Raw genomic sequence first — 24,759 nt, 5'->3', positions numbered from 1 at the left:
AAAATCCTTCAGCTGAGGTCGCGGTGGCGGACCTGAACGTTCTTGAGTGATTGTTGCAAAACCTGACCAAGCCGCTCGGTCAGGTAGACCGAACGGTGGTGTCCGCCGGTGCAGCCGATGGCAATGGTAACGTAGGAACGGTTACTGGCTGCAAACCGGGGTAGCCATTTGTTCAGGTAGGCAAAGATGTCCTGAAACATTTCTTCGACATCAGGCTGCACCGACAGGTAGTCGATAACAGGCTGTTCAAGCCCTGAATGGTCGCGCAGTTCTGGCTTCCAGTAGGGATTGGGCAGGCAGCGCACATCGAATACCAGGTCTGCATCGATGGGCATGCCACGCTTGAAACCAAATGACTCGATCAGAAACGCCGTGCCTGGCTCGGGCTTGTTCAGCAGGCGAAGCTTGAGCGCGTCGCGCAACTGATAGAGGTTCAGGTGGGTGGTGTTGATCTTCAGGTCGGCCAGATCGATGATCGGGCCAAGCAGTGCGGTCTCGTCGCGTATCGCTTCGGCCAGCGAACGATCGGCCGTGCTCAGGGGGTGGCGGCGCCGGGTTTCCGAGAAGCGCTTGAGCAGTGTGGCTTCGTCTGCATCCAGGTAGAGCACGTCGCACTGAATATTGCGCGCGCGTACTTCATTCAGCATCTGCGGAAAACGGGTCAGATGGCTGGGCAGGTTGCGCGCATCTATCGAAACCGCCAGCAGCGGTTCGGCGAGTTCGGTGTTGATCAGCGCGCGTTCCGCCAGCTCCGGCAAGAGACCTGCCGGCAGGTTATCGACACAGTAAAAACCGTTGTCTTCCAGCACGTCGAGCGCCGTACTCTTGCCTGAGCCGGAGCGACCGCTGACGATGATCATGCGCATGGTCAGTTTCCGTTCTGCACGTCCAGCACCACTTGATAAAGCGCCTGAGCGCTTTCGGCACTGCGCAGGCGCTTACGCACATCTTTGTCGTCGAGCATGCTGGCGATCTGGCGCAGCAGCTCCAGGTGCTCATCGGTAGCGGCTTGCGGGACCAGCAGGACGAACAGCAGGTCAACCGGCGCGCCATCGATGGCGTCGAAATCCACGGGTGTAGCGAGGTGAATGACTGCACTGACAGGCTCGCTGCAGTCAGCAAGGCGGCAGTGGGGAATGGCAATACCGTTGCCAAAACCGGTCGAGCCCAGTTTTTCCCGGGCAACGAGGCTTGCGAATACTGTATCCGAGACCATGCCCGGCACTTCACGGCCGATCAGGTTGGCAATTTCTTCGAGTACACGCTTTTTGCTGCCACCCGGCACGTTCACGAGGGAGCGGCCGGGGGTCAGGATATTTTCGATTCGGATCATTAAATGGGCGTTAGCGAGCGGCCGCACCTTTGAGGATGCTTTGCTGCTTTTCCTTATGCTTGAGCAATTGTCGGTCTAGCTTGTCAGTGAGCAGGTCGATGGCAGCGTACATGTCATCATGTTCAGCATTGGCAACGACCTCTCCACCATGGATGTGCAACGTGGCTTCGATCTTCTGCTTGAGCTTTTCGACCGTCATCGTGACCTGCACGTTGGTAATCTTGTCAAAATGCCCTTCGAGCTTCTTGAGCTTGAGCTCAACGTATTCACGAAGGGGTTTGGTCACTTCCAGTTGGTGTCCACTGATGTTGACTTGCATACAGCTTTCTCCTTTGCCAGTGCATAAAGAGGCAGGCATGGCGCCTGCCACTGGGACGCTGTGGCTCGGCCTGCATCACATCAGTCGCTTACGCTCACTGGAAGGGGCGATCCCGAGAGACTCACGGTACTTGGCGACTGTGCGACGGGCTACTTGAATGCCTTGTGCCTCCAGTAAACCAGCGATCTTGCTATCACTCAACGGCTTTTTCTGATTTTCCGCCGCAACCAGTTTTTTGATGATTGCGCGAATTGCCGTGGACGAGCATTCGCCGCCCTCGGAGGTGCTCACATGGCTTGAGAAGAAGTATTTCAGCTCGTAAATGCCGCGTGGGGTGTGCATGAATTTCTGCGTGGTCACCCGCGAGATGGTCGATTCGTGCATGCCCACTGCCTCGGCAATGTCGTGCAGGACGAGCGGCTTCATGGCCTCGTCGCCGTACTCGAGGAAACCGCGCTGGTGTTCGACGATCTGCGTGGCGACCTTCATCAGTGTTTCGTTGCGGCTTTGCAGGCTTTTGATGAACCAGCGCGCTTCCTGCAACTGATTGCGCATGAAGGTGTTGTCTGCGCTGGTGTCAGCGCGCCGCACGAAGCCCGCGTATTGCGGATTGACCCGCAGGCGTGGCACCGACTCCTGATTGAGTTCGACCAGCCAGCGTTCGTTGTCCTTGCGCACGATCACGTCCGGAATGACGTATTCGGCTTCGGTGGATTCGATCTGCGAGCCTGGACGCGGGTTGAGGCTTTGCACCAGCTCGATGACCTGGCGCAGCTCGTCTTCCTTGAGCTTCATGCGCCGCATCAGCTGGCCGTAGTCGCGGCTTCCGAGCAGATCGATGTAGTCGCTGACCAGGCGCTGTGCTTCTGTCAGCCACGGCGTTTTCGCTGGCAGCTGGCGCAGTTGCAGCAGCAGGCATTCGCTCAGATTGCGAGCACCGATGCCGGCAGGTTCGAACTGCTGGATGCGATGCAGTACGGCTTCGATCTCGTCGAGTTCGATGTCCAGCTCAGGGTCGAACGACTCGAGAATCTCATCGAGCGTCTCGTCGAGGTAGCCCTGATTGTTGATGCAGTCGATCAGCGTGACCGCTACCAAACGGTCCTTGTCGGACATCGGCGCAACATTCAGTTGCCACAGCAGGTGGCTTTGCAGGCTTTCACCGGCGGAGGTACGTGTGGTGAAGTCCCACTCGTCGTCATCGTTGCTTGGCAGGCTGCTGGCGCTGGTCTGGTAGATGTCTTCCCATGCAGTATCCACGGGCAGCTCGTTGGGAATGCGCTCGTTCCATTCACCGTCTTCAAGATTATCCACGGTAGGCGCGGATTCCTGATAGGTCGGTTCCTGAACGTCGGGGTTGGGCTTTTGTTCGATGTTGTCGGCAAGCGGGTCGGAGTTGTCGAAGTCGTCGCCTTCTTCCTGCCGCTCCAGCATAGGGTTTGACTCCAGCGCTTCCTGGATCTCCTGCTGAAGATCCAGAGTTGAAAGCTGAAGTAAGCGGATTGCCTGTTGCAGCTGCGGTGTCATCGTCAGCTGCTGGCCCATTCTCAAGACTAGCGATGGTTTCATGGCAGGGGCTAAACACCTTATTCGCCGGCGCGCATGCGCCATCTACTACAGGCGCCGTGGCGCCAACTTAAGCAAATTATATGCCTGAAACCTGTGCATTTGCCTAGAGTGATATGACAAATAAAATGTTGTCAATACACTGCGTAGGCATCAATCGGCTGCGAAGCGCAAAGGGGCAGTCGATTAAAGGCGGAACTCGTGGCCGAGGTAGACCTCTTTCACCAGCTGGTTCGCCAGAATGGTCTCGGAGTCGCCTTCCGCAATCAGCTGTCCATCGTTGACGATGTAGGCCGTTTCGCAGATATCCAGTGTTTCCCGGACGTTGTGGTCGGTGATCAGTACACCGATGCCCTTGGCCTTGAGATGGTGAATGATCTGCTTGATGTCGCCTACCGAAATAGGGTCGACACCTGCGAATGGTTCATCCAGCAGGATGAATTTCGGCGCGGTGGCCAGGGCTCGGGCGATTTCCACACGGCGACGTTCACCACCCGACAGGCTCATGCCCAGGTTGTCGCGGATATGGGTGATGTGGAACTCCTGCAGAAGGCTTTCCAGTTCCTTGCGGCGTGCACCGGCGTCGAGCTCCTTGCGGGTCTCGAGAATCGCCATGATGTTGTCGGACACCGAGAGCTTGCGGAAGATCGAGGCTTCCTGTGGCAGGTAGCCGATACCCGCGCGGGCGCGACCGTGCATGGGTTGATGGCTGACATCCAGATCGTCAATCAGCACACGACCCTGATCAGCCTGCACCAGACCCACGATCATGTAGAAGCAGGTGGTCTTGCCGGCGCCGTTCGGGCCCAGCAGGCCGACGATCTGGCCGCTGTCGATGGAGATGCTCACATCGCGCACGACCTGCCGGCTTTTGTAGCTTTTAGCCAGATGCTGGGCTTTGAGCGTCGCCATTTACTGGGCCTTCTGAGGTTGATCGGTTTTCTTTTTCGGCTGGATGACCATGTCGATACGCGGACGTGGTGTAGTCACCTTGGCACCGCCATTGGCCCGGCCGGCACTGACGACCTGTCTGACCGTGTCATAGACGATTTTTTCGCCTTCCGAGGTGTTGCCATCATTGATGACCTTGGCCTTGTCGATCAGGACGATACGGTCCTGGCCAGCGTAATACTGGATGGTGACGGCATAGGCCTGCACGATCGGTTTATCCACGGCAGGCTTCTGCTCGTAGTAGGCCAGGTTGCCAACGGAGGTGAATACGTCGACTTCGCCCTGGGCGTTGCGCGTGATCGTCACGGTGTTGCCCGTGATTTTCATCGAGCCCTGAGTGATGATGACATTGCCCTTGTAAGTCGCCACGCCTTTCTTGTCATCGAGCTGAGCATCGTCAGACTGGATGTGGATAGGCTGATCTCGGTCGGTTGGCAGGGACCAGGCGCTCGCGCTTCCCAGTGCTGCGCCCAGGCCGAGCAATAAAGGAAGAGTTTTAACGAGCCTCATACTGTCCTCTTACGTTGGACAGCAGGTCCATCCTGCTGTCTTTCAAATACGCTTTCATTCCCTTGGCCGTGGTCACACCGCCTGCGCCGTCGATTCTAACGTCTTGGTCGGTCTGCGCATATTGCTTCTGAGGGAATACGGTCATGCGACTACTGGTGATGATAGTCGTACGTTGTTTTTCATCGGTGCGTTCAACGCGCACGGAATCGATCAGCTCGACCTGGTCGCCGCCGGACGAAACCTCGCCTTTCTTGCTCTGCACGTGCCAGGGAAACTCGCCGCCGCGGTACATGTGCAGGTCGGGCGTGGTCAGCAGGGTCACGTCAGTGGCTTTCACATGCTCCACCTTGTCGGAGGTCATGTCGTATTGAAGCGTGCCGTCGGGCAGGTACTGAACGCTGTGGGCGTTGATTGCATAGTAGTCGATGACAGTGTCGTCGACCGTCGAGACCGGTTGATCCATGAAGCTTTCCGGGCTGATGTTCCAGTAGCCGACCGCTGCCAGCAGCAGCGCCAGTACCCCGAGAAGCAGGAACTTGCGAATTTTTTTAGTGAACATAATGGCTTCTATAAATAGGCGGAGTGAGCCGCTTCAAGGTTGCCTTGCGCACTCAGAATCAGTTCGCAGAATTCGCGCGCTGCGCCTTCGCCGCCTCGCGCCCTGGTTATCCCGTGTGCATGCTCGCGTACAAAGCCGGCAGCATTGGCCACTGCCATGCCCAGACCGACGCGTCTGATGACGGGCAAGTCTGGCAGATCATCACCCAGATAGGCGACCTGTTCGTAACTCAAATTGAGTTCTGCCAGCAACTTGTCCAGCACTACCAGTTTGTCTTCACGCCCCTGGAACAGGTGTTCAATGCCCAGGCTCTTTGCCCGGCGCTCGACTATCGCGGTCTTGCGGCCACTGATGATCGCCGTGGTGACGCCCGAAGCTATCAGCATTTTAATGCCTTGGCCGTCGAGGGTATTGAATGTCTTGATCTCGCTGCCGTCTTCCATGAAGTAAAGGCGGCCATCGGTCAGCACGCCATCGACGTCGAAGACTGCCAGCTTGATGGCCTTGCCGCGTTGCATGAGATCCTGGGTCATTATTTCGGTTTCCATTACATGACGCCTGCGCGCAGGAGATCCTGCAGGTTGAATGCGCCAACCGGCCGGTCGTTCTGGTCTACGACAACAAGCGCACTGATTTTGTTGTCCTCCATGATTTTCAGCGCTTCGGCGGCGAGCATCTCGGCATGGGCGGTCTTGCCATGAAGCGTCATGACCTCATCGATGATGGTCTGGCGGATATCGACAGGGCGGTCCAGCGTCCGGCGCAAGTCACCGTCCGTGAAGATGCCGGCCAAGGTGCCATCGGCTTCGACGATGGCGGTCATGCCCAGACCTTTACGAGTCATTTCAAGCAGTGCGTCGCGCAGCAGGGTACCGCGTTGCACGCTGGGCAGTGATTCGCCGGAGTGCATCACATTCTCGACCTTGAGCAGCAGGCGACGACCCAATGCGCCGCCCGGATGGGAGAATGCGAAATCTTCGGCGGTGAAACCGCGGGCGTCGAGCAGCGCTACGGCGAGGGCGTCGCCCATGACCAGTGCGGCGGTTGTCGAGGACGTCGGTGCCAGGTTGAGCGGGCAGGCCTCATGCACGACATGCGCGTTGAGGTTGATGTCGGCAGCCTTGGCCAGAATGGACTCGGGGTCGCCGGTCAGGCTGATCATCTTTATGCCCAGGCGCTTGATCAGTGGCAGCAGGGTGACGATTTCGTTGGTGCTGCCAGAGTTCGACAAGGCCAGGATGATGTCGTCACGGGTGATCATGCCCATGTCGCCATGGCTGGCTTCGGCCGGATGCACGAAAAAAGAGGTGGTGCCCGTGCTCGCCAGCGTGGCAGCGATCTTGTTGCCGATATGTCCGGACTTGCCCATGCCGACCACGACCACGCGCCCTTTGCTGGCAAGGATCATTTCGCACGCGCGCACGAAATCGCCGTCAAGACGTTCAAGCAAGCCTTGCATGGCTTCTATCTCAAGGCGAATGGTGCGTTGCGCCGATTGGATCAGGTCACTGGATTGGTTCATGTCTGGAAAGGGTCAGCCTGCTGAAAGGCGGCGATTATAGCGGTAATGAACGATTCCCTCACGTCTGATCGTCGTTGTGTTGTTTTTAAACGAATTTCCTACGTACCTGCGGGTCTGTATTCAAGCCTGTAGCCATAACATTGTGGTACAGAATAATTCAGCGAATACCTGAACCGCTCGGTTCTCTTCTTGGGGGCGGGTGGCTGCGGTGATATAGTTCGCGGCCTGTTCGGCACGCCTGGACAGCCTGTCGGTGTTCAAAAACCGACGGCTCAAGGCGGAAGCTGTATCGCAAGGAGTTTAGATGAGTCCTGATGACGCCTATGCGGTCGAGTTGAAAGGTGTGTCTTTCAAACGCGGTGCGCGCAGCATTTTCAATAACGTTGATATTCGTATTCCGCGCGGCAAGGTTACCGGGATCATGGGGCCGTCAGGTTGCGGCAAGACCACCCTGTTGCGCCTGATGGGTGCCCAGTTGCGCCCGAGCGAGGGGCAGGTGTGGGTCAATGGCCAAAATCTGCCGGAACTGTCGCGCAGTGATCTGTTCGATGCCCGCAAGCAGATGGGCGTTTTGTTTCAGAGCGGTGCACTGTTTACCGATCTGGATGTTTTCGAAAACGTCGCCTTTCCCCTGCGCGTGCACACCGAGCTGCCGGAAGAAATGATCCGCGACATCGTTCTGCTCAAGCTGCAGGCCGTGGGCCTGCGCGGCGCGGTGGAACTGATGCCGGACGAATTATCGGGCGGCATGAAGCGTCGTGTCGCGCTGGCGCGCGCAATCGCTCTCGATCCGCAGATTCTCATGTATGACGAGCCTTTTGTCGGGCAGGACCCTATTGCGATGGGGGTGCTGGTGCGTCTGATCCGGCTGCTTAACGACGCACTGGGTATCACCAGCATCGTGGTGTCCCATGACCTCAGCGAGACTGCGAGCATTGCCGACTATCTATATGTCGTCGGCGACGGGCAGGTGCTGGGGCAGGGTACGCCGCAGGAACTGATGTCCTCGGACAATCCACGTATTCGTCAATTCATGACCGGCGAGCCGGACGGCCCTGTACCGTTCCACTATCCGGCGCCGGATTTTCGCGAAGATCTATTGGGGAAGCGCTGATGCGCAATAAGTCACTGATGGACCGGGTCAGCCTGCTGGGGCGTTCGGCCATTGATATTGTTACTGTTCTGGGGCGTTCCGGTCTGTTTCTGGTGCACGCCCTGCTCGGTCGCGGCGGTGCCGGCAGCAGTTTTCAATTGCTGGTCAGGCAGCTGTATTCGGTGGGGGTCATGTCGCTGGTCATCATTGTGGTGTCCGGCATGTTCATCGGCATGGTACTGGCGTTGCAGGGCTTCAGCATCCTGACCAAATACGGTTCGGAGCAGGCGGTCGGCCAGATGGTTGCCCTGACCCTGCTGCGTGAACTCGGTCCTGTGGTGACGGCCTTGCTGTTCGCCGGTCGTGCCGGGTCTGCATTGACCGCCGAGATCGGCAACATGAAATCCACCGAGCAGCTGTCGAGCCTTGAAATGATCGGTGTCGATCCACTCAAGTACATCGTTGCGCCGCGTCTGTGGGCCGGCTTCATCTCGTTGCCGATTCTGGCGATGATTTTCAGCGTGGTCGGTATCTGGGGGGCTTCCTGGGTGGCGATCGATTGGCTCGGAGTCTATGACGGTTCTTTTTGGTCGAACATGCAGAACAGCGTTTCTTTCACGAACGATGTGCTCAATGGGGTGATCAAAAGCGTCGTATTTGCCTTCGTGGTGACATGGATTGCCGTTTTCCAGGGTTACGATTGCGAGCCTACTTCCGAGGGGATCAGTCGCGCGACGACCAGAACCGTCGTATACGCCTCGTTGGCCGTGCTGGGACTGGACTTTATTTTGACCGCTTTGATGTTTGGAGATTTCTGATGCAAAACCGTGCCATCGAAACCGGAGTCGGTCTGTTCCTGCTGGCGGGGATACTGGCTCTGCTCCTGCTGGCCCTGCGAGTCAGTGGTCTGAGCACGAGCGCGAGCACCGACACTTATAAACTTTATGCCTACTTCGACAATATTGCCGGTTTGACTGTCAGAGCCAAGGTAAGCATGGCTGGCGTCACGATCGGCAAGGTGACGGCGATCGATCTGGATCGCGATACCTTTACCGGTCGCGTCACGCTGGAGATTCAGAAGAAGGTCGATAACCTGCCTTCGGACTCGACTGCGTCGATTCTGACTGCCGGTTTGCTGGGTGAAAAATACATCGGTCTGAGCGTCGGTGGCGATGACAAGCTGCTCAAGGATGGCGGGACTATCCATGACACGCAGTCGTCGCTGGTGCTGGAAGACCTGATCGGAAAATTCCTGCTCAATACTGTTAGTAAAGACGCCAAGTGAGGAGCTTCAAATGATCTCTATTCTGCGCCGTGGCCTGCTGGTATTGCTGGCCACTCTGCCAATGCTGGCGAATGCCGCGGCGACCCCGTCGGCTCATGACCTGGTGGAGCGCACCACCAAGGAACTGTTGAGTGACCTGGCGACCAATCGCGAGCAGTACAAAGCCAACCCAGGCGCGTTCTATGATGCACTGAACCGCATTGTCGGTCCTGTCGTGGATGCCGATGGCATTTCCAAAAGCATCATGACCGTGAAGTACTCCCGCAAGGCGAGCCCTGAACAGGTGAAGCGTTTCGAGGAAAACTTCAAGCGCAGCCTGATGCAGTTCTACGGCAATGCCTTGCTTGAATTCAACAACCAGGGCATCACCGTCGCACCTGCCAAGGATGAAGGCGATGACCGCACCAGCGTTGACATGCAGGTCAAGGGCAATAACGGCGCGATCTATCCGGTTTCCTACACGCTGGTCAAGCTGAACGGCGAGTGGAAAGTGCGTAACGTTGTCATCAACGGTATCAATATCGGCAAGCTGTTCCGTGATCAGTTCGCCGATGCCATGCAGCGCAACGGCAACAACCTGGATACCACCATCAACAACTGGGCTGGCGAAGTGGCCAAGACCAAATCTACCGTTGATGCCACGCAGAAGCCGGTGCAATGACCGAATCTGCCGTCCGCCTCGTCGGGCCGGGTGAGCTCAGGCTGATCGGTGTGCTGGATTACCGTACAGGGCCGCAACTGCGCAAGCAGGGTGCGGCACTGATCAAGTCCGGTGATCTGGCAGACCTCACGCTTGACTGCTCCGGTGTCGAGAAGTCCAGCAGCGTCGGCCTGGCCTTGTTGCTGGCGTTCATGCGCGACGCCCGTGATGCGGGCAAGTCGATGACCATCCGTGCACTCCCCGAAGACATGCGCCAGATAGCTCGCGTATCAGGTTTGACCGAGCTGCTGGACGCCCACTGAAAGGCATCATCGAAAAAGCCCTTTATCCGGGACCTGCTTGTCGGGCTTCGCATAACATGGGCTTTTTTTGTATGATGCCAGACCCGCGCGCGTACAGCGCCGATCGAGGTTAAGCATGCAGGCCGTAGAAGTTAAAAGCTTCCTTGAAGGAAAGCTGCCGGAAATCAAAGTGGAAGTCGAAGGCGAAGGCTGCAACTTCCAGTTGAACATCATCAGCGACGAGTTGGCCGGCCTGAGCCCGGTCAAACGTCAGCAACAGATTTATACCCATCTGAACCCCTGGATTGCCGATGGCAGCATCCACGCGGTGACCATGAAATTTTTCAGCCGCGCTGCATGGGCCGAGCGTTCCTGAGCCAATTGGTGTCGAGACTCTAATGGATAAATTGATTATTACCGGCGGCGTTCGTCTTGATGGCGAAATTCGCATTTCCGGGGCAAAGAACTCTGCCCTGCCGATCCTTGCCGCCACATTGCTGGCGGACGGACCCGTCACCGTTCAGAACCTGCCGCACCTGCACGACATCACGACCATGATCGAGCTGTTCGGTCGCATGGGCATCGAGCCTGTCATCGATGAAAAGCTCAGTGTCGAAATCGATCCGCGCACCATCAAGACCCTGGTCGCCCCGTACGAACTGGTGAAAACCATGCGTGCGTCGATTCTGGTGCTGGGCCCGATGGTCGCTCGATTCGGTGAGGCCGAAGTGGCTCTGCCAGGCGGCTGTGCCATCGGTTCGCGTCCGGTCGACCTGCACATCCGTGGTCTTGAAGCCATGGGCGCGATCATCGACGTCGAAGGTGGCTACATCAAGGCCAAGGCACCCGAGGGTGGCTTGCGCGGTGCCAACTTCTTCTTCGATACCGTGAGCGTGACCGGTACTGAGAACATCATGATGGCAGCCAGCCTCGCCAACGGTCGCAGCGTGCTGCAGAACGCCGCACGCGAGCCCGAGGTTGTCGATCTGGCCAACTTCCTGATCGCAATGGGCGCCAAGATTCACGGTGCAGGTACCGACACCATCACCATCGATGGCGTCAAGCGTCTGGGCCCGGCCACTTACAAGGTCATGCCTGACCGTATCGAGACCGGCACCTACCTGGTGGCCGCTGCTGTTACCGGCGGTCGCGTCAAGGTCAAGGACACCGATCCGACCATCCTCGAAGCTGTGCTGCTCAAACTTCAGGAAGCAGGTGCTGAAGTCACGACCGGTGAAGACTGGATCGAGCTGAACATGCACGGCAAGCGTCCAAAGGCGGTCAATGTGCGTACCGCGCCTTACCCGGCGTTCCCGACCGACATGCAGGCGCAGTTCATTTCGCTCAACGCGATTGCCGAGGGCACGGGGGCGGTCATCGAGACCATCTTCGAAAACCGCTTCATGCACGTGTATGAAATGCACCGCATGGGTGCTCAGATTCAGGTTGAAGGCAACACCGCCATTGTCACCGGCACCGAAGTACTCAAGGGCGCGCCAGTCATGGCGACCGACCTGCGTGCATCGGCCAGTCTGGTGATTTCGGCGCTGGTCGCTCAGGGCGACACGCTGATCGACCGCATCTACCACATAGACCGTGGTTACGAGTGCATCGAAGAGAAGCTGCAAATGCTGGGTGCCAAGATCCGCCGCGTTCCGGGCTAGCAGCACGCGGCCCTGATGCCGCTGGCATCGGGGCCGCCTGCTCTGTCGCGGGTGTGATTTCTGATTCGTTTCACTTCAGGTCAACAGGCCTGAGGGTTGTCATGCGCCGCTTGCGTCGTGACAAAAGTTTCCTGATAAGGACTTACGTTTCCCATGTTGACCATCGCACTGTCCAAGGGCCGCATTCTTGATGACACCCTGCCGCTTCTCGCTGAAGCGGGCATCGTGCCGACCGAGAATCCGGACAAGAGCCGCAAGCTCATCATCCCCACGACTCAGGCCGATGTGCGCCTGCTGATCGTGCGCGCCACCGACGTGCCGACCTATGTCGAGCATGGTGCCGCCGATCTGGGTGTCGCGGGCAAGGATGTGTTGATGGAATACACCGGTCAGGGCCTCTATGAGCCGCTGGACCTGCAGATTGCCAAGTGCAAGCTGATGACCGCTGGCGCCATCGGTGCGGTCGAGCCCAAGGGCCGTCTGCGCGTGGCTACCAAGTTCGTCAACGTTGCCAAGCGTTACTACGCCGAGCAGGGCCGTCAGGTCGATATCATCAAGTTGTACGGCTCCATGGAGCTGGCACCGCTGATTGGCCTGGCAGACAAGATCATCGATGTGGTCGACACCGGTAACACCTTGCGCGCCAACGGCCTCGAGCCTCAGGAACTGATCGCGACCATCAGTTCGCGTCTGGTGGTCAACAAGGCCTCCATGAAGATGCAGCACGCACGTATCCAGGCCCTCATCGACACCCTGCGCAAGGCAGTGGAGTCGCGACACCGTAGCTGATCCCTTCACGCAACGTTGAGTTGCGTCCAGCTATCCGTGTCATAGCCAAATTTCTCAGGTGCCTGCGCGGATAGCTTGGTAGCTTTAGGCTCCTGAGCATCCGCCAATTATTGAGGCCCCGCTATGACCACTCCCACTGCAATTCGCCGACTCGACGCTGCTGACCCGGATTTCGCACGACATCTGGATCATCTGCTGAGCTGGGAAAGTGTGTCTGACGATTCGGTCAACCAGCGCGTGCTCGACATCATCAAGGCGGTGCGTGAGCGGGGCGACGCGGCGCTGGTCGAGTTCACCCAGAAGTTCGACGGGCTACAGGTTGCGTCGATGGCCGACCTGATCCTGCCTCGCCAGCGCCTGGAGCTGGCGTTGACGCGCATTACCCCGGTTCAGCGCGAAGCCCTGGAAAAGGCCGCCGAGCGTGTACGCAGCTACCACGAAAAGCAGAAGCAGGATTCCTGGAGCTACACCGAGGCCGACGGCACGGTGCTGGGCCAGAAGGTCACGCCATTGGACCGTGCAGGCCTGTACGTGCCGGGTGGCAAGGCTTCCTACCCGTCTTCGGTATTGATGAACGCTATACCGGCCAAGGTGGCAGGCGTGACCGAAGTGGTCATGGTCGTGCCGACGCCGCGTGGTGAAATCAACGAGCTGGTGCTGGCCGCTGCCTGTATTGCAGGGGTTGACCGGGTGTTCACCATCGGCGGGGCGCAAGCTGTTGCCGCGCTGGCGTACGGCACTGAAAGCGTGCCGAAAGTCGACAAGGTGGTCGGTCCTGGCAACATTTACGTGGCGACCGCCAAGCGTCATGTGTTCGGTCAGGTGGGGATCGACATGATCGCCGGTCCTTCAGAAATTCTGGTGGTGTGTGACGGCCAGACCGATCCTGACTGGATTGCCATGGACCTGTTCTCCCAGGCCGAGCACGACGAAGACGCCCAAGCCATTCTGGTCAGTCCGGATGCCGAATTTCTCGACAAGGTCGCCGCCAGCATCACCCGTCTGCTACCGACCATGGAGCGGGCGGCCATCGTCGAAACGTCGATCAATGGCCGCGGTGCGCTGATAAAGGTGGCTGACATGACCCAGGCCATCGAAGTCGCCAATCGCATTGCGCCCGAGCACCTTGAACTGTCGGTCGCCGATCCGGAAGCCTGGCTGCCGCAGATCCGCCATGCGGGTGCGATCTTCATGGGGCGCCACACCTCCGAAGCACTGGGCGACTACTGCGCAGGTCCCAACCATGTGTTGCCGACCTCTGGTACGGCGCGTTTCTCTTCGCCGCTGGGCGTCTACGATTTCCAGAAGCGCTCGTCGATCATCTATTGCTCGCCGCAAGGTGCGTCCGAGCTGGGCAAGACAGCGTCCGTGCTGGCTCGTGGCGAATCCCTGAGCGGCCACGCGCGCAGTGCCGAATATCGAATCACTGACCCTGACTGGAAAGCAGGCAACACAGAGGACGGCAAATAATGAGCAAATTCTGGAGCCCTTTTGTCAGCGATCTGGTGCCTTATGTGCCGGGCGAACAGCCGAAGCTGACCCGACTGGTCAAGCTTAATACCAATGAAAACCCGTATGGCCCTTCGCCAAAGGCCATCGACGCCATGCGCGCTGCGCTGACCGACGACTTGCGTCTGTACCCGGACCCCAACAGCGATCTGCTCAAGCACGCTGTCGCTGATTACTACAAGGTGCAGCCCAATCAGGTGTTCCTGGGCAATGGCTCGGATGAAGTGCTGGCGCACATTTTCCACGCTTTGTTTCAGCACGATGCTCCGCTTCTGTTCCCGGATATCAGCTACAGCTTCTATCCGGTGTATTGCGGCCTGTATGGCATCGACTATGAAACGGTCCCGCTGGATGAGCAGTTCCAGATCCGTGCTGCGGACTATGCCAAGCCGAATGCCGGGATCATCTTCCCCAACCCGAATGCGCCGACGGGTTGCCTGCTCGGTCTGGACAAGGTCGAGCAGATCATCAAGGCCAGCCCGGATTCGGTGGTGGTCGTCGATGAAGCGTATATCGACTTTGGTGGCGAGACAGCCATTACACTGATCGACCGTTACCCGAACCTGCTGGTCACTCAGACCCTGTCCAAGTCGCGCTCGCTGGCCGGTCTGCGCGTGGGCCTGGCGGTGGGGCATCCTGACCTGATCGAGGCGCTGGAGCGAGTCAAGAACAGCTTCAACTCCTACCCGCTGGATCGCATGGCCAACGTGGGAGGGGCAGCGGCTTTCGAGGATCGCGAGCACTTCGAGACGACCCGCAACAAGGTCATCGAAAGCCGCGAGGCGCTGGTCGAGCAGTTGCAGGGCAAGGGCTTTGAAGTGCTGCCATCGGCAGCCAACTTCATCTTCGCTCGCCACCCGCAACACGATGCCGCAGCACTGGCCGCCAAACTGCGCGAGCAGGGCGTCATCGTCCGCCACTTCAAACAGCAGCGAATCGCCCAGTTCCTGCGTATCAGCATCGGCACGCCAGAGCAGCATCAGGCGTTGCTGGAAGGTCTGAGCGACATCTGAGACGCTGATCGGTCAGCCCGAAAACGGGCTGACCTTGCGCTGCCACAGGATCATCGATGCCGCAGATCATCCGCATGGCCTGGAAACACCGCCGACCTATGTGAGTAATCCAAACGGCTCGAAAACACCCCGGACCTGTGTGGGAGCGAGCTTGCTCGCGAAGAGGCCCGTTCAGCCGCTGAAACTCCATTGATCAGGTAATCCGCCTTCGCGAGCAAGCTCGCTCCCACAAGATCATCGCTGCCGCAGAGCATCTACATTGCTTGAAACACTTCGGACCTGTGTGAGTGTCTCGCATGGCTTGAAACAGCCCGGACCTGTGTGAGCGTCTCGCATGGCTTGAAAACACTCCGGACCTGTGGGAGCGAGCTGGCTCGCGAAAGGGCCTGCACAAGCGCCGAAAATGCATCGACTGAAACACCGTATTCGCGAGCAAGCTCGCTCCCACAAGATCATCGCTGCCGCAGAGCATCCACATGGCTTGAAACACTTCGGACCTGTGTGAGTGTCTCGCATGGCTTGAAACAGCCCGGATCTGTGTGAGTGTCTCGCATGGCTTGAAACAGCCCGGATCTGTGTGAGTGTCTCGCATGGCTTGAAAACACTCCGGACCTGTGGGAGCGAGCTTGCTCGCGAAAAGGCCTGCACAAGCGCCGAAAATGCATCGACTGAAACACTTTCTTCGCGAGCAAACTCGCCCCTCACGCCCTTCGGGCAGAAGCCCGGACGCCCTTTATTCCCGGCGTCACAGATCTGTGCTGTACCGCACTTTCAGGTAATGGCGCATCACTCCGGCGCTGCGGCGGGTGTCGGGGCGGGTGGTGGGCGCAGGCCGACCTCGGCGCTCAGGCGCATCTCCTTGCCGTTGCGCATCACGTCGATAGCAATCTTGTCCTTGGGTTTGGTGCGCGCCACCTGGTTCATCGAGCGACGACCATCGCCGGCAGGTTCGCCATTGATGCTCAGGATCACGTCGCCCAGTTGCAGGCCGGCTTTCTGCGCCGGTCCGTCGCGGAAGATGCCGGCCACAACGATACCTGGACGATCCTTCAGCCCGAAGGATTCGGCCAGTTCCTGGGTCAGGGGTTGAACTTCGATGCCCAGCCAGCCACGAATGACCTGACCGTGCTCGATGATCGACTTCATGACATCCATTGCCAATTTGGTCGGAATAGCGAAGCCGATGCCCTGGGAGCCTCCGGACTTGGAAAAAATCGCGGTATTGATACCGATCAGATTGCCGCTGGCGTCTACCAGCGCACCGCCCGAGTTACCCGGGTTGATGGCCGCATCGGTCTGAATGAAGTCTTCATAAGTGTTGAGGCCCAATTGATTGCGCCCGGTGGCACTGATGATCCCCATGGTCACGGTCTGGCCGACCCCGAACGGGTTGCCGATCGCCAGCGCAACATCGCCGATGCGGATGCTGTCAGAGCGCGCGATGGTAATCGCGGGCAGGTTTTTCAAATCGATCTTGAGCACCGCCAGGTCGGTTTCCGGGTCATTGCCGATGACCCGGGCAATGGTTTCGCGGCCGTCTTTTAGCGCTACCACGATCTGGTCCGCGCCAGTGGTGACGTGGTTGTTGGTCAGTATGTAGCCTTCAGGGCTCATCATCACGCCAGAACCCAGGCTCGATTCCATACGCTTCTGCTTGGGCGTGTTGTCGCCGAAGAAGCGGCGGAACTGCGGGTCTTCGAAAAGCGGGTTGTTGCCCTTGTTGACCATCTTGGTGGTATAGAGGTTGACCACCGCGGGCGCTGCGGCAATGACCGCGTCGGCATAGGAAGACGGACCTTGCATGACGTTGGTGGTCTGTGGGGCCTGTTGCAGATTGACATCCAGGCTCGGCAGACCGACCCACTGCGGATAGCGCTGAATAATCAGCATGGCGATAAGCACGCCAGCCAGCAATGGCCAGCCGAAAAAACGCAGTGCCTTGAACATTTAACAAGTCCTGATGGTTGCGGGCGCAGAAAGTTTTGCCACGGGTGCGCCATAATGGCGGGCATTATACGAGTACAACGCATCTCTGAACTGCATATTTAGGAGTCTTTTATGGCTGTTGCCCTGAGCACCCTGGTCGAAGAAGCCGACCGCTATCTGAACAGTGCCCGGATTCAGGATTACTGCCCCAATGGCCTGCAGGTCGAAGGGCGGCCGCAAGTCATGCGCATCGTCAGCGGCGTGACGGCCAGTCAGGCCCTGCTGGATGCGGCAGTCGATGCCCAGGCTGATCTGGTTCTGGTTCACCACGGTTATTTCTGGAAGGGCGAAAACCCGTGTGTCGTCGGCATGAAGCAGCGTCGCCTGAAGACCTTGCTCAAACACGACATCAGCCTGCTGGCCTATCACCTGCCGCTGGATGTGCATCCCGAAGTGGGCAACAACGTGCAACTGGCGCGTCAACTGGACATCACGGTCGAAGGCCCTCTGGACCCTGAAAACCCGCGTGTGGTCGGGTTGATCGGCTCGTTGTCCGAGCCCATGACTGCGCGGGATTTTGCCCGTCGCGTGCAGGATGCGCTGGGGCGTGAGCCATTGCTCATCGAAGGCAGTCAGATGATTCGCCGTGTCGGCTGGTGCACGGGCGGTGGTCAGAACTACATTGATCAGGCAGTGCTGGAAGGTGTCGATCTGTTCCTCAGTGGCGAAGCGTCAGAGCAGACGTTTCATAGCGCACGCGAGAATGACATCAGCTTCATTGCGGCCGGTCATCATGCCACCGAGCGCTATGGCGTGCAGGCGCTGGGCGATTATCTGGCGCGACGGTTTGCGCTCGAGCATATCTTCATCGACTGCCCGAACCCGATTTGAACGATCAAACAGCAGGGCATATGCATAGATCGTTTCGATCTAGCTGCATCGCTGATTAGCGATATCACGCATGTTAAAGTGCCCGGCTCGAATACGGCCCGCTGGCCGCCCCGGGGTTTCCCGGTCCATAACGAACGCAATCCGTGAGTAGCCATGGTTGACAAACTGACGCATCTGAAACAGCTGGAGGCGGAAAGCATCCACATCATCCGCGAGGTCGCCGCCGAGTTCGATAACCCGGTGATGCTGTACTCGATCGGCAAGGATTCGGCCGTGATGCTGCACCTGGCGCGCAAGGCATTCTTCCCCGGTAAACTGCCATTCCCGGTCATGCACGTCGATACGCGCTGGAAATTCCAGGAGATGTATCGCTTCCGCGACCAGATGGTCGAGGAAATGGGGCTGGACCTGATCACCCACATCAACCCCGATGGCGTGGCACAGGGCATCAACCCGTTCACCCACGGCAGCGCCAAACACACCGACATCATGAAGACCGAGGGCCTGAAGCAGGCGCTCGACAAGCATGGTTTCGACGCCGCCTTTGGCGGTGCCCGACGCGATGAAGAAAAGTCCCGGGCCAAGGAACGCGTCTACTCGTTTCGCGACAGCAAGCACCGCTGGGACCCGAAAAACCAGCGTCCCGAGCTGTGGAATGTCTACAACGGCAACGTCAACAAAGGCGAGTCGATCCGTGTGTTCCCGCTCTCCAACTGGACCGAGCTGGACATCTGGCAGTACATCTACCTCGAAGGCATCCCGATCGTGCCGCTGTATTTCGCCGCCGAGCGCGACGTCATCGAGAAGAACGGCACGCTGATCATGATCGACGACGAGCGCATCCTCGAGCATCTCACCGATGAAGAGAAGTCGCGCATCGTCAAGAAAAAGGTCCGTTTCCGCACCCTCGGCTGCTACCCGCTGACCGGTGCTGTCGAGTCCGAAGCGACCAGCCTGACCGACATCATTCAGGAAATGTTGCTGACGCGAACTTCCGAGCGCCAAGGCCGGGTCATTGACCATGACGGCGCTGGCTCGATGGAAGAAAAGAAACGTCAGGGTTATTTCTAAGGGGTGTCACATGTCGCATCAATCTGATTTGATCAGCGAGGACATCCTCGCCTACCTGGGCCAGCACGAACGCAAGGAAATGCTGCGCTTTCTTACCTGTGGCAACGTCGATGACGGCAAGAGCACGCTGATCGGGCGTCTGCTGCACGACTCCAAGATGATCTACGAAGATCACCTGGAAGCCATCACCCGTGACTCGAAGAAGTCCGGCACCACTGGCGATGACGTCGATCTGGCGTTGCTGGTGGATGGTCTGCAGGCCGAGCGGGAGCAGGGCATCACCATCGATGTCGCCTATCGCTATTTCTCCACGGCCAAGCGCAAGTTCATCATTGCCGATACGCCGGGCCATGAGCAGTACACCCGCAACATGGCCACCGGCGCTTCGACCTGTGACCTGGCAATCATTCTGGTGGACGCGCGCTATGGCGTGCAGACCCAGACCCGTCGTCACAGCTACATCGCTTCGCTGCTGGGCATCAAGCACATCGTCGTCGCCATCAACAAGATGGACCTCAATGGCTTTGATGAGGGCGTGTTCGAGTCGATCAAGGCCGATTACCTGAAGTTCGCCGAGGGTATCGCGTTCAAGCCGACCACCATGGCTTTTGTGCCGATGTCGGCGCTCAAGGGCGACAACGTGGTGAACAAGAGCGAGCGTTCGCCGTGGTACACCGGCCAGTCGTTGATGGAAATTCTCGAAACGGTCGAAATCGCCAGCGACCGCAACTATGCGGACCTGCGTTTCCCGGTGCAGTACGTCAACCGTCCGAACCTGAACTTCCGTGGCTTCGCCGGTACGCTGGCCAGCGGCATCGTGCACAAGGGCGACGAGATCGTCGTGCTGCCATCGGGCAAGAGCAGCCGTGTGAAGTCCATCGTCACCTTTGAAGGTGAGCTGGAGCAGGCCGGGCCGGGCCAGGCAGTGACGCTGACCATGGAAGACGAGATCGACATTTCCCGTGGTGACCTGCTGGTGCATGCCGACAACGTTCCGCAGGTCAGCGATGCGTTCGAGGCCATGCTGGTGTGGATGGCCGAAGAGCCGATGCTGCCGGGCAAGAAGTACGACATCAAGCGCGCCACCAGCTATGTGCCGGGCTCGATTGCCAGCATCACCCACCGGGTCGATGTGAACACACTGGAGGAAGGCCCTGCCAGCTCGTTGCAACTGAACGAGATCGGCCGGGTCAAGGTCAGCCTCGATGCGCCCATCGCGCTGGATGGCTACAGCAGCAACCGCACCACGGGGTCGTTCATCGTCATTGATCGTTTGACCAATGGCACCGTTGCGGCAGGCATGATCATTGCCAAGCCGGTTTCAGGTGGTGGCTCGCAGCACCATGGCGAACTGGCCCACGTCTCCACAGAGGAGCGCGCGCAGCGCTTCGGTCAGCAACCGGCCACCGTGTTGTTCAGCGGCCTGTCCGGCGCGGGCAAAAGCACGCTGGCCTATGCGGTCGAGCGCAAGCTGTTCGACATGGGCCGTGCGGTCTATGTACTGGACGGTCAGAACCTGCGTCATGACCTGAACAAGGGCTTGCCACAGGATCGTGCCGGTCGTACCGAGAACTGGAGCCGTGCTGCTCATGTGGCGCGTCAGTTCAACGAAGCCGGCCTGCTGACTCTGGCCGCATTCGTTGCCCCTGACGCCGAAGGGCGTGAGCGCGCCAAGGCGCTGATCGGCAAGGATCGTCTGCTCACGGTCTATGTGCAGGCATCGCCAGCGGTCTGCCGCGAGCGTGATCCACAGGGCCTGTATGCCGCCGACGGCGACAACATTCCTGGCGAGTCCTTCCCGTATGACGTGCCGCTGAATGCCGATCTGGTGATCGACACGCAGACACTCAACGTCGAAGAAAGCGTCAGGCAGGTGCTGGATCTGCTGCGCAGCCGCGGCGCGATCTGATTCATAGCCTCTAGCAAGGGGCTTACATCTGCAGGGGATTGCAGTTTCGATCCCACAAAAAAGCCCGCCGCAGACAATCTCTGCGGCGGGCTTTTTGTGTGGCTGTGAAAGCTTACTTCTTCAAGCCGTAATGCTCGTCCAGCATGCCCGGGGTGTTGGGCGACTTGGGGGCGTAATCCTTGGGCGTTTCAGTGTCGCGTGGCGGGGTCAGGCGGTCGCGATGATCGCGGTGCGCATGATTGGCCTCAGGGTGCAGGGCGGCCAGCAGGCGTTGGCGGGTCAGCTCGTCGAGAGCCAGGCGGTTGGCGCCCTCGGCAAGGTGTTCCTGAACATCCTGATAGCTCTGTGAAAGCTTTTGTACCAGATTGGCCGTGCTGTTGAAGTGCGTGACTACCTCGTTCTGATAGGTGTCGAAACGCTCCTGAATGTCATCCAGCTGGCGCTGGGTGCTGTTCGGAACGGTGTTGGGCAACAGGCGTGCCACCAGAAAACCAATGACGACACCGGCCACCAGGGCGAGCGTCGGCAACAACCAGACTAAGAGCGAGTGTTCCACGAGTCCTTCCTCTATAAACGGCTTTGCTTTACGTTAACGGCTCGAACCTGCGCTGTATACCCGCGACGTATCGTTGATATGCATGCCGCAGACAATCAGCTAGACGAGTCGACCCATTTCGAGGTCACGGAGTTCTGTTTTGCTCATGCGTGAAACCCCATTATTTATCGATGGCCCTGAGGGCCAGCTCGAAGCGCTGTATCAGGACGTCCCCGACGCCCGAGGTGTTGCACTGATCTGCCATCCTAACCCGATACAGGGCGGAACGATGCTCAATAAAGTCGTTTCGACGTTGCAGCGCACCGCACGCGATCAGGGTTTGATCACATTGCGCTTCAATTATCGCGGCGTCGGCGCCAGTGCCGGTACGTCGGTTGCCGGGCCGGGCGAGATTGATGATGCCCAGGCAGCCGCCCGATGGCTGCGGGCGCAACATCCGGATCTGCCGATGACCCTGTTCGGATTTTCCTTTGGCGGCTACGTTGCTGCAAACCTGGGTGGCAGGCTGGAAGCGCAGGGTGAAAAGCTCACGCACGTGTTTCTGGTTGCTGCTGCGGCTTCGCGGCTCGAGGATCAGAGCGTGCTGCCCCAGGCTTGCCCGCTGACGATCATTCAGCCCGAGAACGACGAAGTGATCGAGCCCGAGACCGTCTATGCATGGTCCGCCGCGTTGCAACGTCCCCATGAGCTGCTGAAAGTGGCAGAATGCGGACACTTTTTTCACGGCAAGCTGACTGATCTGAAAGATCTGCTCCTGCCGCGACTTTCCAGCTGATTGCAGCCGTATTGCATCCTATTGATAAGCGACCTGCCATGACCACTCGTATCCTGACCGGTATCACGACCACCGGCACTCCCCATCTGGGCAACTACGCGGGCGCCATTCGCCCGGCCATTGTCGCCAGCCGTCAGAGCGATTTCGACTCGTTCTACTTTCTGGCCGACTACCACGCGCTGATCAAATGCGATGACCCGCTGCGCATTCAGCGCTCGCGTCTGGAAATCGCCGCGACCTGGCTGGCAGCGGGGCTGGACGTTGATTGTGTGACCTTCTATCGCCAGTCGGACATTCCCGAAATCCCGGAACTGACCTGGCTGCTCACCTGCGTCGCGGCCAAGGGCCTGCTCAATCGCGCCCACGCCTACAAGGCGTCGGTGGACAAGAACGTGGAAAGTGGCGAAGACCCGGATGCAGGCATCACCATGGGGCTGTACAGCTACCCGGTGCTGATGGCTGCCGACATCCTGATGTTCAATGCGCATCAGGTTCCGGTAGGGCGTGATCAGATTCAGCACGTTGAAATGGCCCGCGATATAGGCCAGCGTTTCAATCACCTGTTCGGCAATGGCAAGGAGTTCTTCGTCATGCCCGAGGCATTGATCGAAGAGAGCGTAGCCACGCTGCCAGGCCTGGACGGTCGCAAGATGTCCAAGAGCTACGACAACACCATCCCGTTGTTCAGCGGTGCCAAGGACATGAAAAGCGCGATATCGCGCATCGTCACCGACTCGCGTGCGCCGGGCGAAGCGAAAGACCCGGACACCTCCCACCTGTTTACTCTGTACCAGGCGTTCTCGACGGCCGAGCAGTGCGCTGAATTCCGCTCTGACCTGTTGCAGGGCCTGGGCTGGGGCGAAGCCAAGAATCGTCTGTTCACGTTGCTGGATGCACAACTGAGCGAACCCCGTGAAAAGTATCTGGGGCTGATCGAGCGTCCTGCCGATCTCGAAGACATCCTGCTCGCTGGCGCGCAGAAAGCCCGTCGCGTCGCCACTCCGTTTCTCGAGCAATTGCGCGAGGCGGTGGGCCTGCGGTCGTTCCGTACCGTGGTGCAGAACGCCGACACCGGCAAGAAAAAGGCCAGCAAGGGCGCTCGTTTCGTCAGCTTCCGTGAAGACGACGGCAGCTTCCGTTTCCGCCTGCTGGCAGCCGATGGCGAGCAGTTGCTGTTGTCGCGCAACTTTGCCGATGGCAAGGCTGCAGGCGTGGTCAGCAAGCAGTTGCAGCAGGGCGGCGAACTGGACCTGCGCAGCGAAGACGATCGCTTCACGCTGTGGCTGGACGGCGCCTGTGTGGCGGACAGTCCGGTATTCGCCGACGCTGCCGCGCGCGACAGTGCCATCGAAACTCTCAAGCTGGCGCTCGCTCCTCAACAGGACTGATTGCCAATCCCCGGGGTCGTCGCTACAGTGACGACCCGTTTTTGTTGCCTTGCTAACGAATTATGACGCCCCTAGAACGATATCAAGCTGATCTGAAACGCCCGGACTTCTTTCACGATGCCGCGCAGGAAAACGCTGTGCGTCATCTGCAGCGCCTGTACGACGATCTGATCGCCGCTCACGACAGCAAGCCTGGCCTGTTCGGCAAACTGTTCGGCAAGAAAGAGCAGACGCTGGTCAAGGGGCTGTACTTCTGGGGTGGCGTAGGCCGCGGCAAGACGTATCTGGTCGATACGTTCTTCGACGCACTGCCGTTCCAGGACAAGGTCCGTACGCACTTCCACCGCTTCATGAAGCGCGTGCACGAAGAGATGAAGACCCTCAAGGGCGAGAAAAACCCGCTGACGATCATCGCCAGGCGGTTTTCCGACGAGGCGCGGGTCATCTGCTTCGACGAGTTTTTCGTCTCCGATATCACCGATGCCATGATCCTCGGCACGCTGATGGAAGAGCTGTTCAAGAACGGCGTGACGCTGGTGGCTACGTCCAACATCGTCCCGGACGGCCTGTACAAGGACGGCCTGCAGCGGGCGCGTTTCCTGCCGGCCATCGCGCTGATCAAGCAGAACACCGACATCGTCAACGTCGACAGTGGCGTCGATTACCGTCTGCGCCACCTGGAGCAGGCCGAACTGTTCCACTTTCCGCTTAACGAAGTTGCACAGGAAAGCCTGCGTAAAAGCTTCAAGGCCCTGACGCCGGATTGCGCAGAAACCATCGAAAACGATGTGTTGATGATCGAAAACCGCGAGATCCGCGCGCTGCGCACCTGTGATGATGTGGCCTGGTTCGACTTCCGCGAGTTGTGCGACGGCCCGCGCAGTCAGAACGATTACATCGAGCTGGGCAAGATCTTCCATGCCGTGCTGATCAGCGACGTCGAGCAGATGGACGTTGCTACTGACGACATCGCCCGGCGCTTTATCAACATGGTCGACGAGTTCTACGATCGCAACGTCAAGCTGATCATCTCGGCCGAGGTTGAATTGAAGGACCTGTACACCGGCGGCCGGTTGATGTTCGAGTTCCAGCGTACCCTCAGCCGCCTGCTGGAAATGCAATCCCACGAATTCCTCTCGCGGGCGCACAAGCCTTAGCAGTTGCGGCGAGCTTCAGGCGACAGGCCTG

27 protein-coding genes are annotated in these 24,759 nt (G+C 58.8%); 16 read left to right on the top strand and 11 right to left on the bottom strand.

The genetic code is table 11. From position 1 onward, the window contains the following. Positions 1-8 precede the first annotated feature (8 nt). The 9 genes from rapZ to BLR16_RS06850 all read right to left on the bottom strand — a co-directional run bounded on the left by rapZ (position 9) and on the right by BLR16_RS06850 (position 6,760). Complete coding sequence (gene rapZ / locus BLR16_RS06890) at positions 9-866, bottom strand: RNase adapter RapZ (protein ID WP_003364096.1); 858 nt, start codon at positions 864-866, stop codon at positions 9-11. A gap of 2 nt (positions 867-868) precedes the next feature. Further along, complete coding sequence (ptsN, locus tag BLR16_RS06885; RefSeq protein ID WP_003364094.1) at positions 869-1,333, bottom strand: PTS IIA-like nitrogen regulatory protein PtsN; 465 nt, start codon at positions 1,331-1,333, stop codon at positions 869-871. 10 nt (positions 1,334-1,343) lie between these two features. Next, positions 1,344-1,652 carry a ribosome hibernation-promoting factor, HPF/YfiA family gene (gene hpf / locus BLR16_RS06880; RefSeq protein ID WP_002555091.1) on the bottom strand — a complete coding sequence of 103 codons (309 nt, stop codon included), beginning with the start codon at positions 1,650-1,652 and terminating at the stop codon, positions 1,344-1,346. A gap of 75 nt (positions 1,653-1,727) precedes the next feature. Then, complete coding sequence (locus tag BLR16_RS06875; RefSeq protein ID WP_003364093.1) at positions 1,728-3,221, bottom strand: RNA polymerase factor sigma-54; 1,494 nt, start codon at positions 3,219-3,221, stop codon at positions 1,728-1,730. Positions 3,222-3,404: 183 nt separating this feature from the next. Continuing rightward, positions 3,405-4,130 (bottom strand): LPS export ABC transporter ATP-binding protein, encoded by a 726-nt coding sequence (gene lptB / locus BLR16_RS06870; protein ID WP_002555089.1) that lies wholly within the window; start codon positions 4,128-4,130, stop codon positions 3,405-3,407. Next, positions 4,131-4,679 (bottom strand): lipopolysaccharide transport periplasmic protein LptA, encoded by a 549-nt coding sequence (gene lptA / locus BLR16_RS06865; RefSeq protein WP_002555088.1) that lies wholly within the window; start codon positions 4,677-4,679, stop codon positions 4,131-4,133. Further along, positions 4,666-5,238, bottom strand: coding sequence for an LPS export ABC transporter periplasmic protein LptC (gene lptC, locus BLR16_RS06860; RefSeq protein WP_024661038.1), 573 nt, complete (start codon positions 5,236-5,238; stop codon positions 4,666-4,668). Before lptC ends, lptA begins: the two co-directional genes overlap by 14 nt. An 8-nt stretch (positions 5,239-5,246) precedes the next feature. After that, entirely contained in the window at positions 5,247-5,786 is a 540-nt protein-coding gene (locus BLR16_RS06855) for a KdsC family phosphatase (protein ID WP_003413390.1), read from the bottom strand. After that, entirely contained in the window at positions 5,786-6,760 is a 975-nt protein-coding gene (locus tag BLR16_RS06850) for a KpsF/GutQ family sugar-phosphate isomerase (RefSeq protein WP_003400250.1), read from the bottom strand. Before BLR16_RS06850 ends, BLR16_RS06855 begins: the two co-directional genes overlap by 1 nt. 304 nt (positions 6,761-7,064) lie before the next feature. Here BLR16_RS06850 and BLR16_RS06845 point away from each other — a divergent pair, with 304 nt between their 5' ends. The 10 genes from BLR16_RS06845 to hisC all read left to right on the top strand — a co-directional run bounded on the left by BLR16_RS06845 (position 7,065) and on the right by hisC (position 15,055). Next, positions 7,065-7,874: an ATP-binding cassette domain-containing protein gene (locus tag BLR16_RS06845; RefSeq protein ID WP_003313589.1), complete on the top strand. Its 810-nt coding sequence runs from the start codon at positions 7,065-7,067 to the stop codon at positions 7,872-7,874. Then, positions 7,874-8,671 (top strand): lipid asymmetry maintenance ABC transporter permease subunit MlaE, encoded by a 798-nt coding sequence (gene mlaE, locus BLR16_RS06840; protein ID WP_003364085.1) that lies wholly within the window; start codon positions 7,874-7,876, stop codon positions 8,669-8,671. The genes BLR16_RS06845 and mlaE overlap by 1 nt, the downstream gene beginning before the upstream one ends. Beyond that, positions 8,671-9,138 carry an outer membrane lipid asymmetry maintenance protein MlaD gene (mlaD, locus tag BLR16_RS06835; protein ID WP_003313587.1) on the top strand — a complete coding sequence of 156 codons (468 nt, stop codon included), beginning with the start codon at positions 8,671-8,673 and terminating at the stop codon, positions 9,136-9,138. The genes mlaE and mlaD overlap by 1 nt, the downstream gene beginning before the upstream one ends. 10 nt (positions 9,139-9,148) lie before the next feature. Next, the gene (locus tag BLR16_RS06830) at positions 9,149-9,799 is read left to right on the top strand and encodes an MlaC/ttg2D family ABC transporter substrate-binding protein (RefSeq protein WP_074805070.1); all 651 of its coding nucleotides are present in this window, start codon (positions 9,149-9,151) and stop codon (positions 9,797-9,799) included. Then, a complete protein-coding gene (locus tag BLR16_RS06825) occupies positions 9,796-10,101 on the top strand; it encodes an STAS domain-containing protein (protein ID WP_003431491.1) in 306 nt (101 codons plus the stop codon). The genes BLR16_RS06830 and BLR16_RS06825 overlap by 4 nt, the downstream gene beginning before the upstream one ends. Positions 10,102-10,216: 115 nt before the next feature. Further along, positions 10,217-10,456 carry a BolA family protein gene (locus tag BLR16_RS06820; RefSeq protein ID WP_002555079.1) on the top strand — a complete coding sequence of 80 codons (240 nt, stop codon included), beginning with the start codon at positions 10,217-10,219 and terminating at the stop codon, positions 10,454-10,456. A gap of 22 nt (positions 10,457-10,478) precedes the next feature. After that, on the top strand, positions 10,479-11,744 hold the full coding sequence (murA, locus tag BLR16_RS06815; RefSeq protein WP_002555078.1) for a UDP-N-acetylglucosamine 1-carboxyvinyltransferase: 1,266 nt from the start codon (positions 10,479-10,481) through the stop codon (positions 11,742-11,744). 153 nt (positions 11,745-11,897) lie between these two features. Further along, positions 11,898-12,533 (top strand): ATP phosphoribosyltransferase, encoded by a 636-nt coding sequence (gene hisG / locus BLR16_RS06805; RefSeq protein ID WP_002555077.1) that lies wholly within the window; start codon positions 11,898-11,900, stop codon positions 12,531-12,533. 123 nt (positions 12,534-12,656) lie between these two features. Then, positions 12,657-14,003 carry a histidinol dehydrogenase gene (hisD, locus tag BLR16_RS06800; RefSeq protein WP_003364075.1) on the top strand — a complete coding sequence of 449 codons (1,347 nt, stop codon included), beginning with the start codon at positions 12,657-12,659 and terminating at the stop codon, positions 14,001-14,003. Next, positions 14,003-15,055, top strand: coding sequence for a histidinol-phosphate transaminase (gene hisC / locus BLR16_RS06795; protein WP_074805067.1), 1,053 nt, complete (start codon positions 14,003-14,005; stop codon positions 15,053-15,055). Before hisD ends, hisC begins: the two co-directional genes overlap by 1 nt. Before the next feature lie 786 nt (positions 15,056-15,841). Here the strand turns inward: hisC and algW are convergent. Further along, positions 15,842-17,002 carry a Do family serine endopeptidase AlgW gene (gene algW / locus BLR16_RS06785; RefSeq protein ID WP_002555073.1) on the bottom strand — a complete coding sequence of 387 codons (1,161 nt, stop codon included), beginning with the start codon at positions 17,000-17,002 and terminating at the stop codon, positions 15,842-15,844. Between the two features lie 111 nt (positions 17,003-17,113). Here algW and BLR16_RS06780 point away from each other — a divergent pair, with 111 nt between their 5' ends. From BLR16_RS06780 to cysN, 3 genes are all read left to right on the top strand, one after another. Then, positions 17,114-17,872 (top strand): Nif3-like dinuclear metal center hexameric protein, encoded by a 759-nt coding sequence (locus BLR16_RS06780; protein WP_003364071.1) that lies wholly within the window; start codon positions 17,114-17,116, stop codon positions 17,870-17,872. A 153-nt stretch (positions 17,873-18,025) separates the two neighbouring features. After that, complete coding sequence (gene cysD / locus BLR16_RS06775) at positions 18,026-18,943, top strand: sulfate adenylyltransferase subunit CysD (protein WP_003313577.1); 918 nt, start codon at positions 18,026-18,028, stop codon at positions 18,941-18,943. Between the two features lie 10 nt (positions 18,944-18,953). Continuing rightward, on the top strand, positions 18,954-20,852 hold the full coding sequence (cysN, locus tag BLR16_RS06770) for a sulfate adenylyltransferase subunit CysN (RefSeq protein WP_003364069.1): 1,899 nt from the start codon (positions 18,954-18,956) through the stop codon (positions 20,850-20,852). Positions 20,853-20,964: 112 nt separating this feature from the next. Here cysN and BLR16_RS06765 read toward each other — a convergent pair whose 3' ends face one another. Next, a complete protein-coding gene (locus BLR16_RS06765; protein ID WP_003364066.1) occupies positions 20,965-21,408 on the bottom strand; it encodes a Z-ring associated ZapG family protein in 444 nt (147 codons plus the stop codon). Positions 21,409-21,553: 145 nt separating this feature from the next. Here BLR16_RS06765 and BLR16_RS06760 point away from each other — a divergent pair, with 145 nt between their 5' ends. The 3 genes from BLR16_RS06760 (at position 21,554) to zapE (ending at position 24,728) form a co-directional block, all read left to right on the top strand. Then, a complete protein-coding gene (locus tag BLR16_RS06760) occupies positions 21,554-22,183 on the top strand; it encodes an alpha/beta hydrolase (protein WP_003364064.1) in 630 nt (209 codons plus the stop codon). Between the two features lie 38 nt (positions 22,184-22,221). Then, positions 22,222-23,571: a tryptophan--tRNA ligase gene (locus BLR16_RS06755; protein WP_092194176.1), complete on the top strand. Its 1,350-nt coding sequence runs from the start codon at positions 22,222-22,224 to the stop codon at positions 23,569-23,571. Positions 23,572-23,633: 62 nt separating this feature from the next. Further along, a complete protein-coding gene (zapE, locus tag BLR16_RS06750; protein WP_074805064.1) occupies positions 23,634-24,728 on the top strand; it encodes a cell division protein ZapE in 1,095 nt (364 codons plus the stop codon). The last annotated feature ends 31 nt before the right edge of the window (positions 24,729-24,759 follow it).

It is taken from the genome of Pseudomonas sp. BS3767 (assembly GCF_900099665.1).
Classification (GTDB): Bacteria; Pseudomonadota; Gammaproteobacteria; order Pseudomonadales; family Pseudomonadaceae; genus Aquipseudomonas; species Aquipseudomonas cerasi.
The sequence above is the reverse complement of the archived record's forward strand: the minus strand, read 5'-3'. Positions and strand labels throughout refer to the sequence as shown.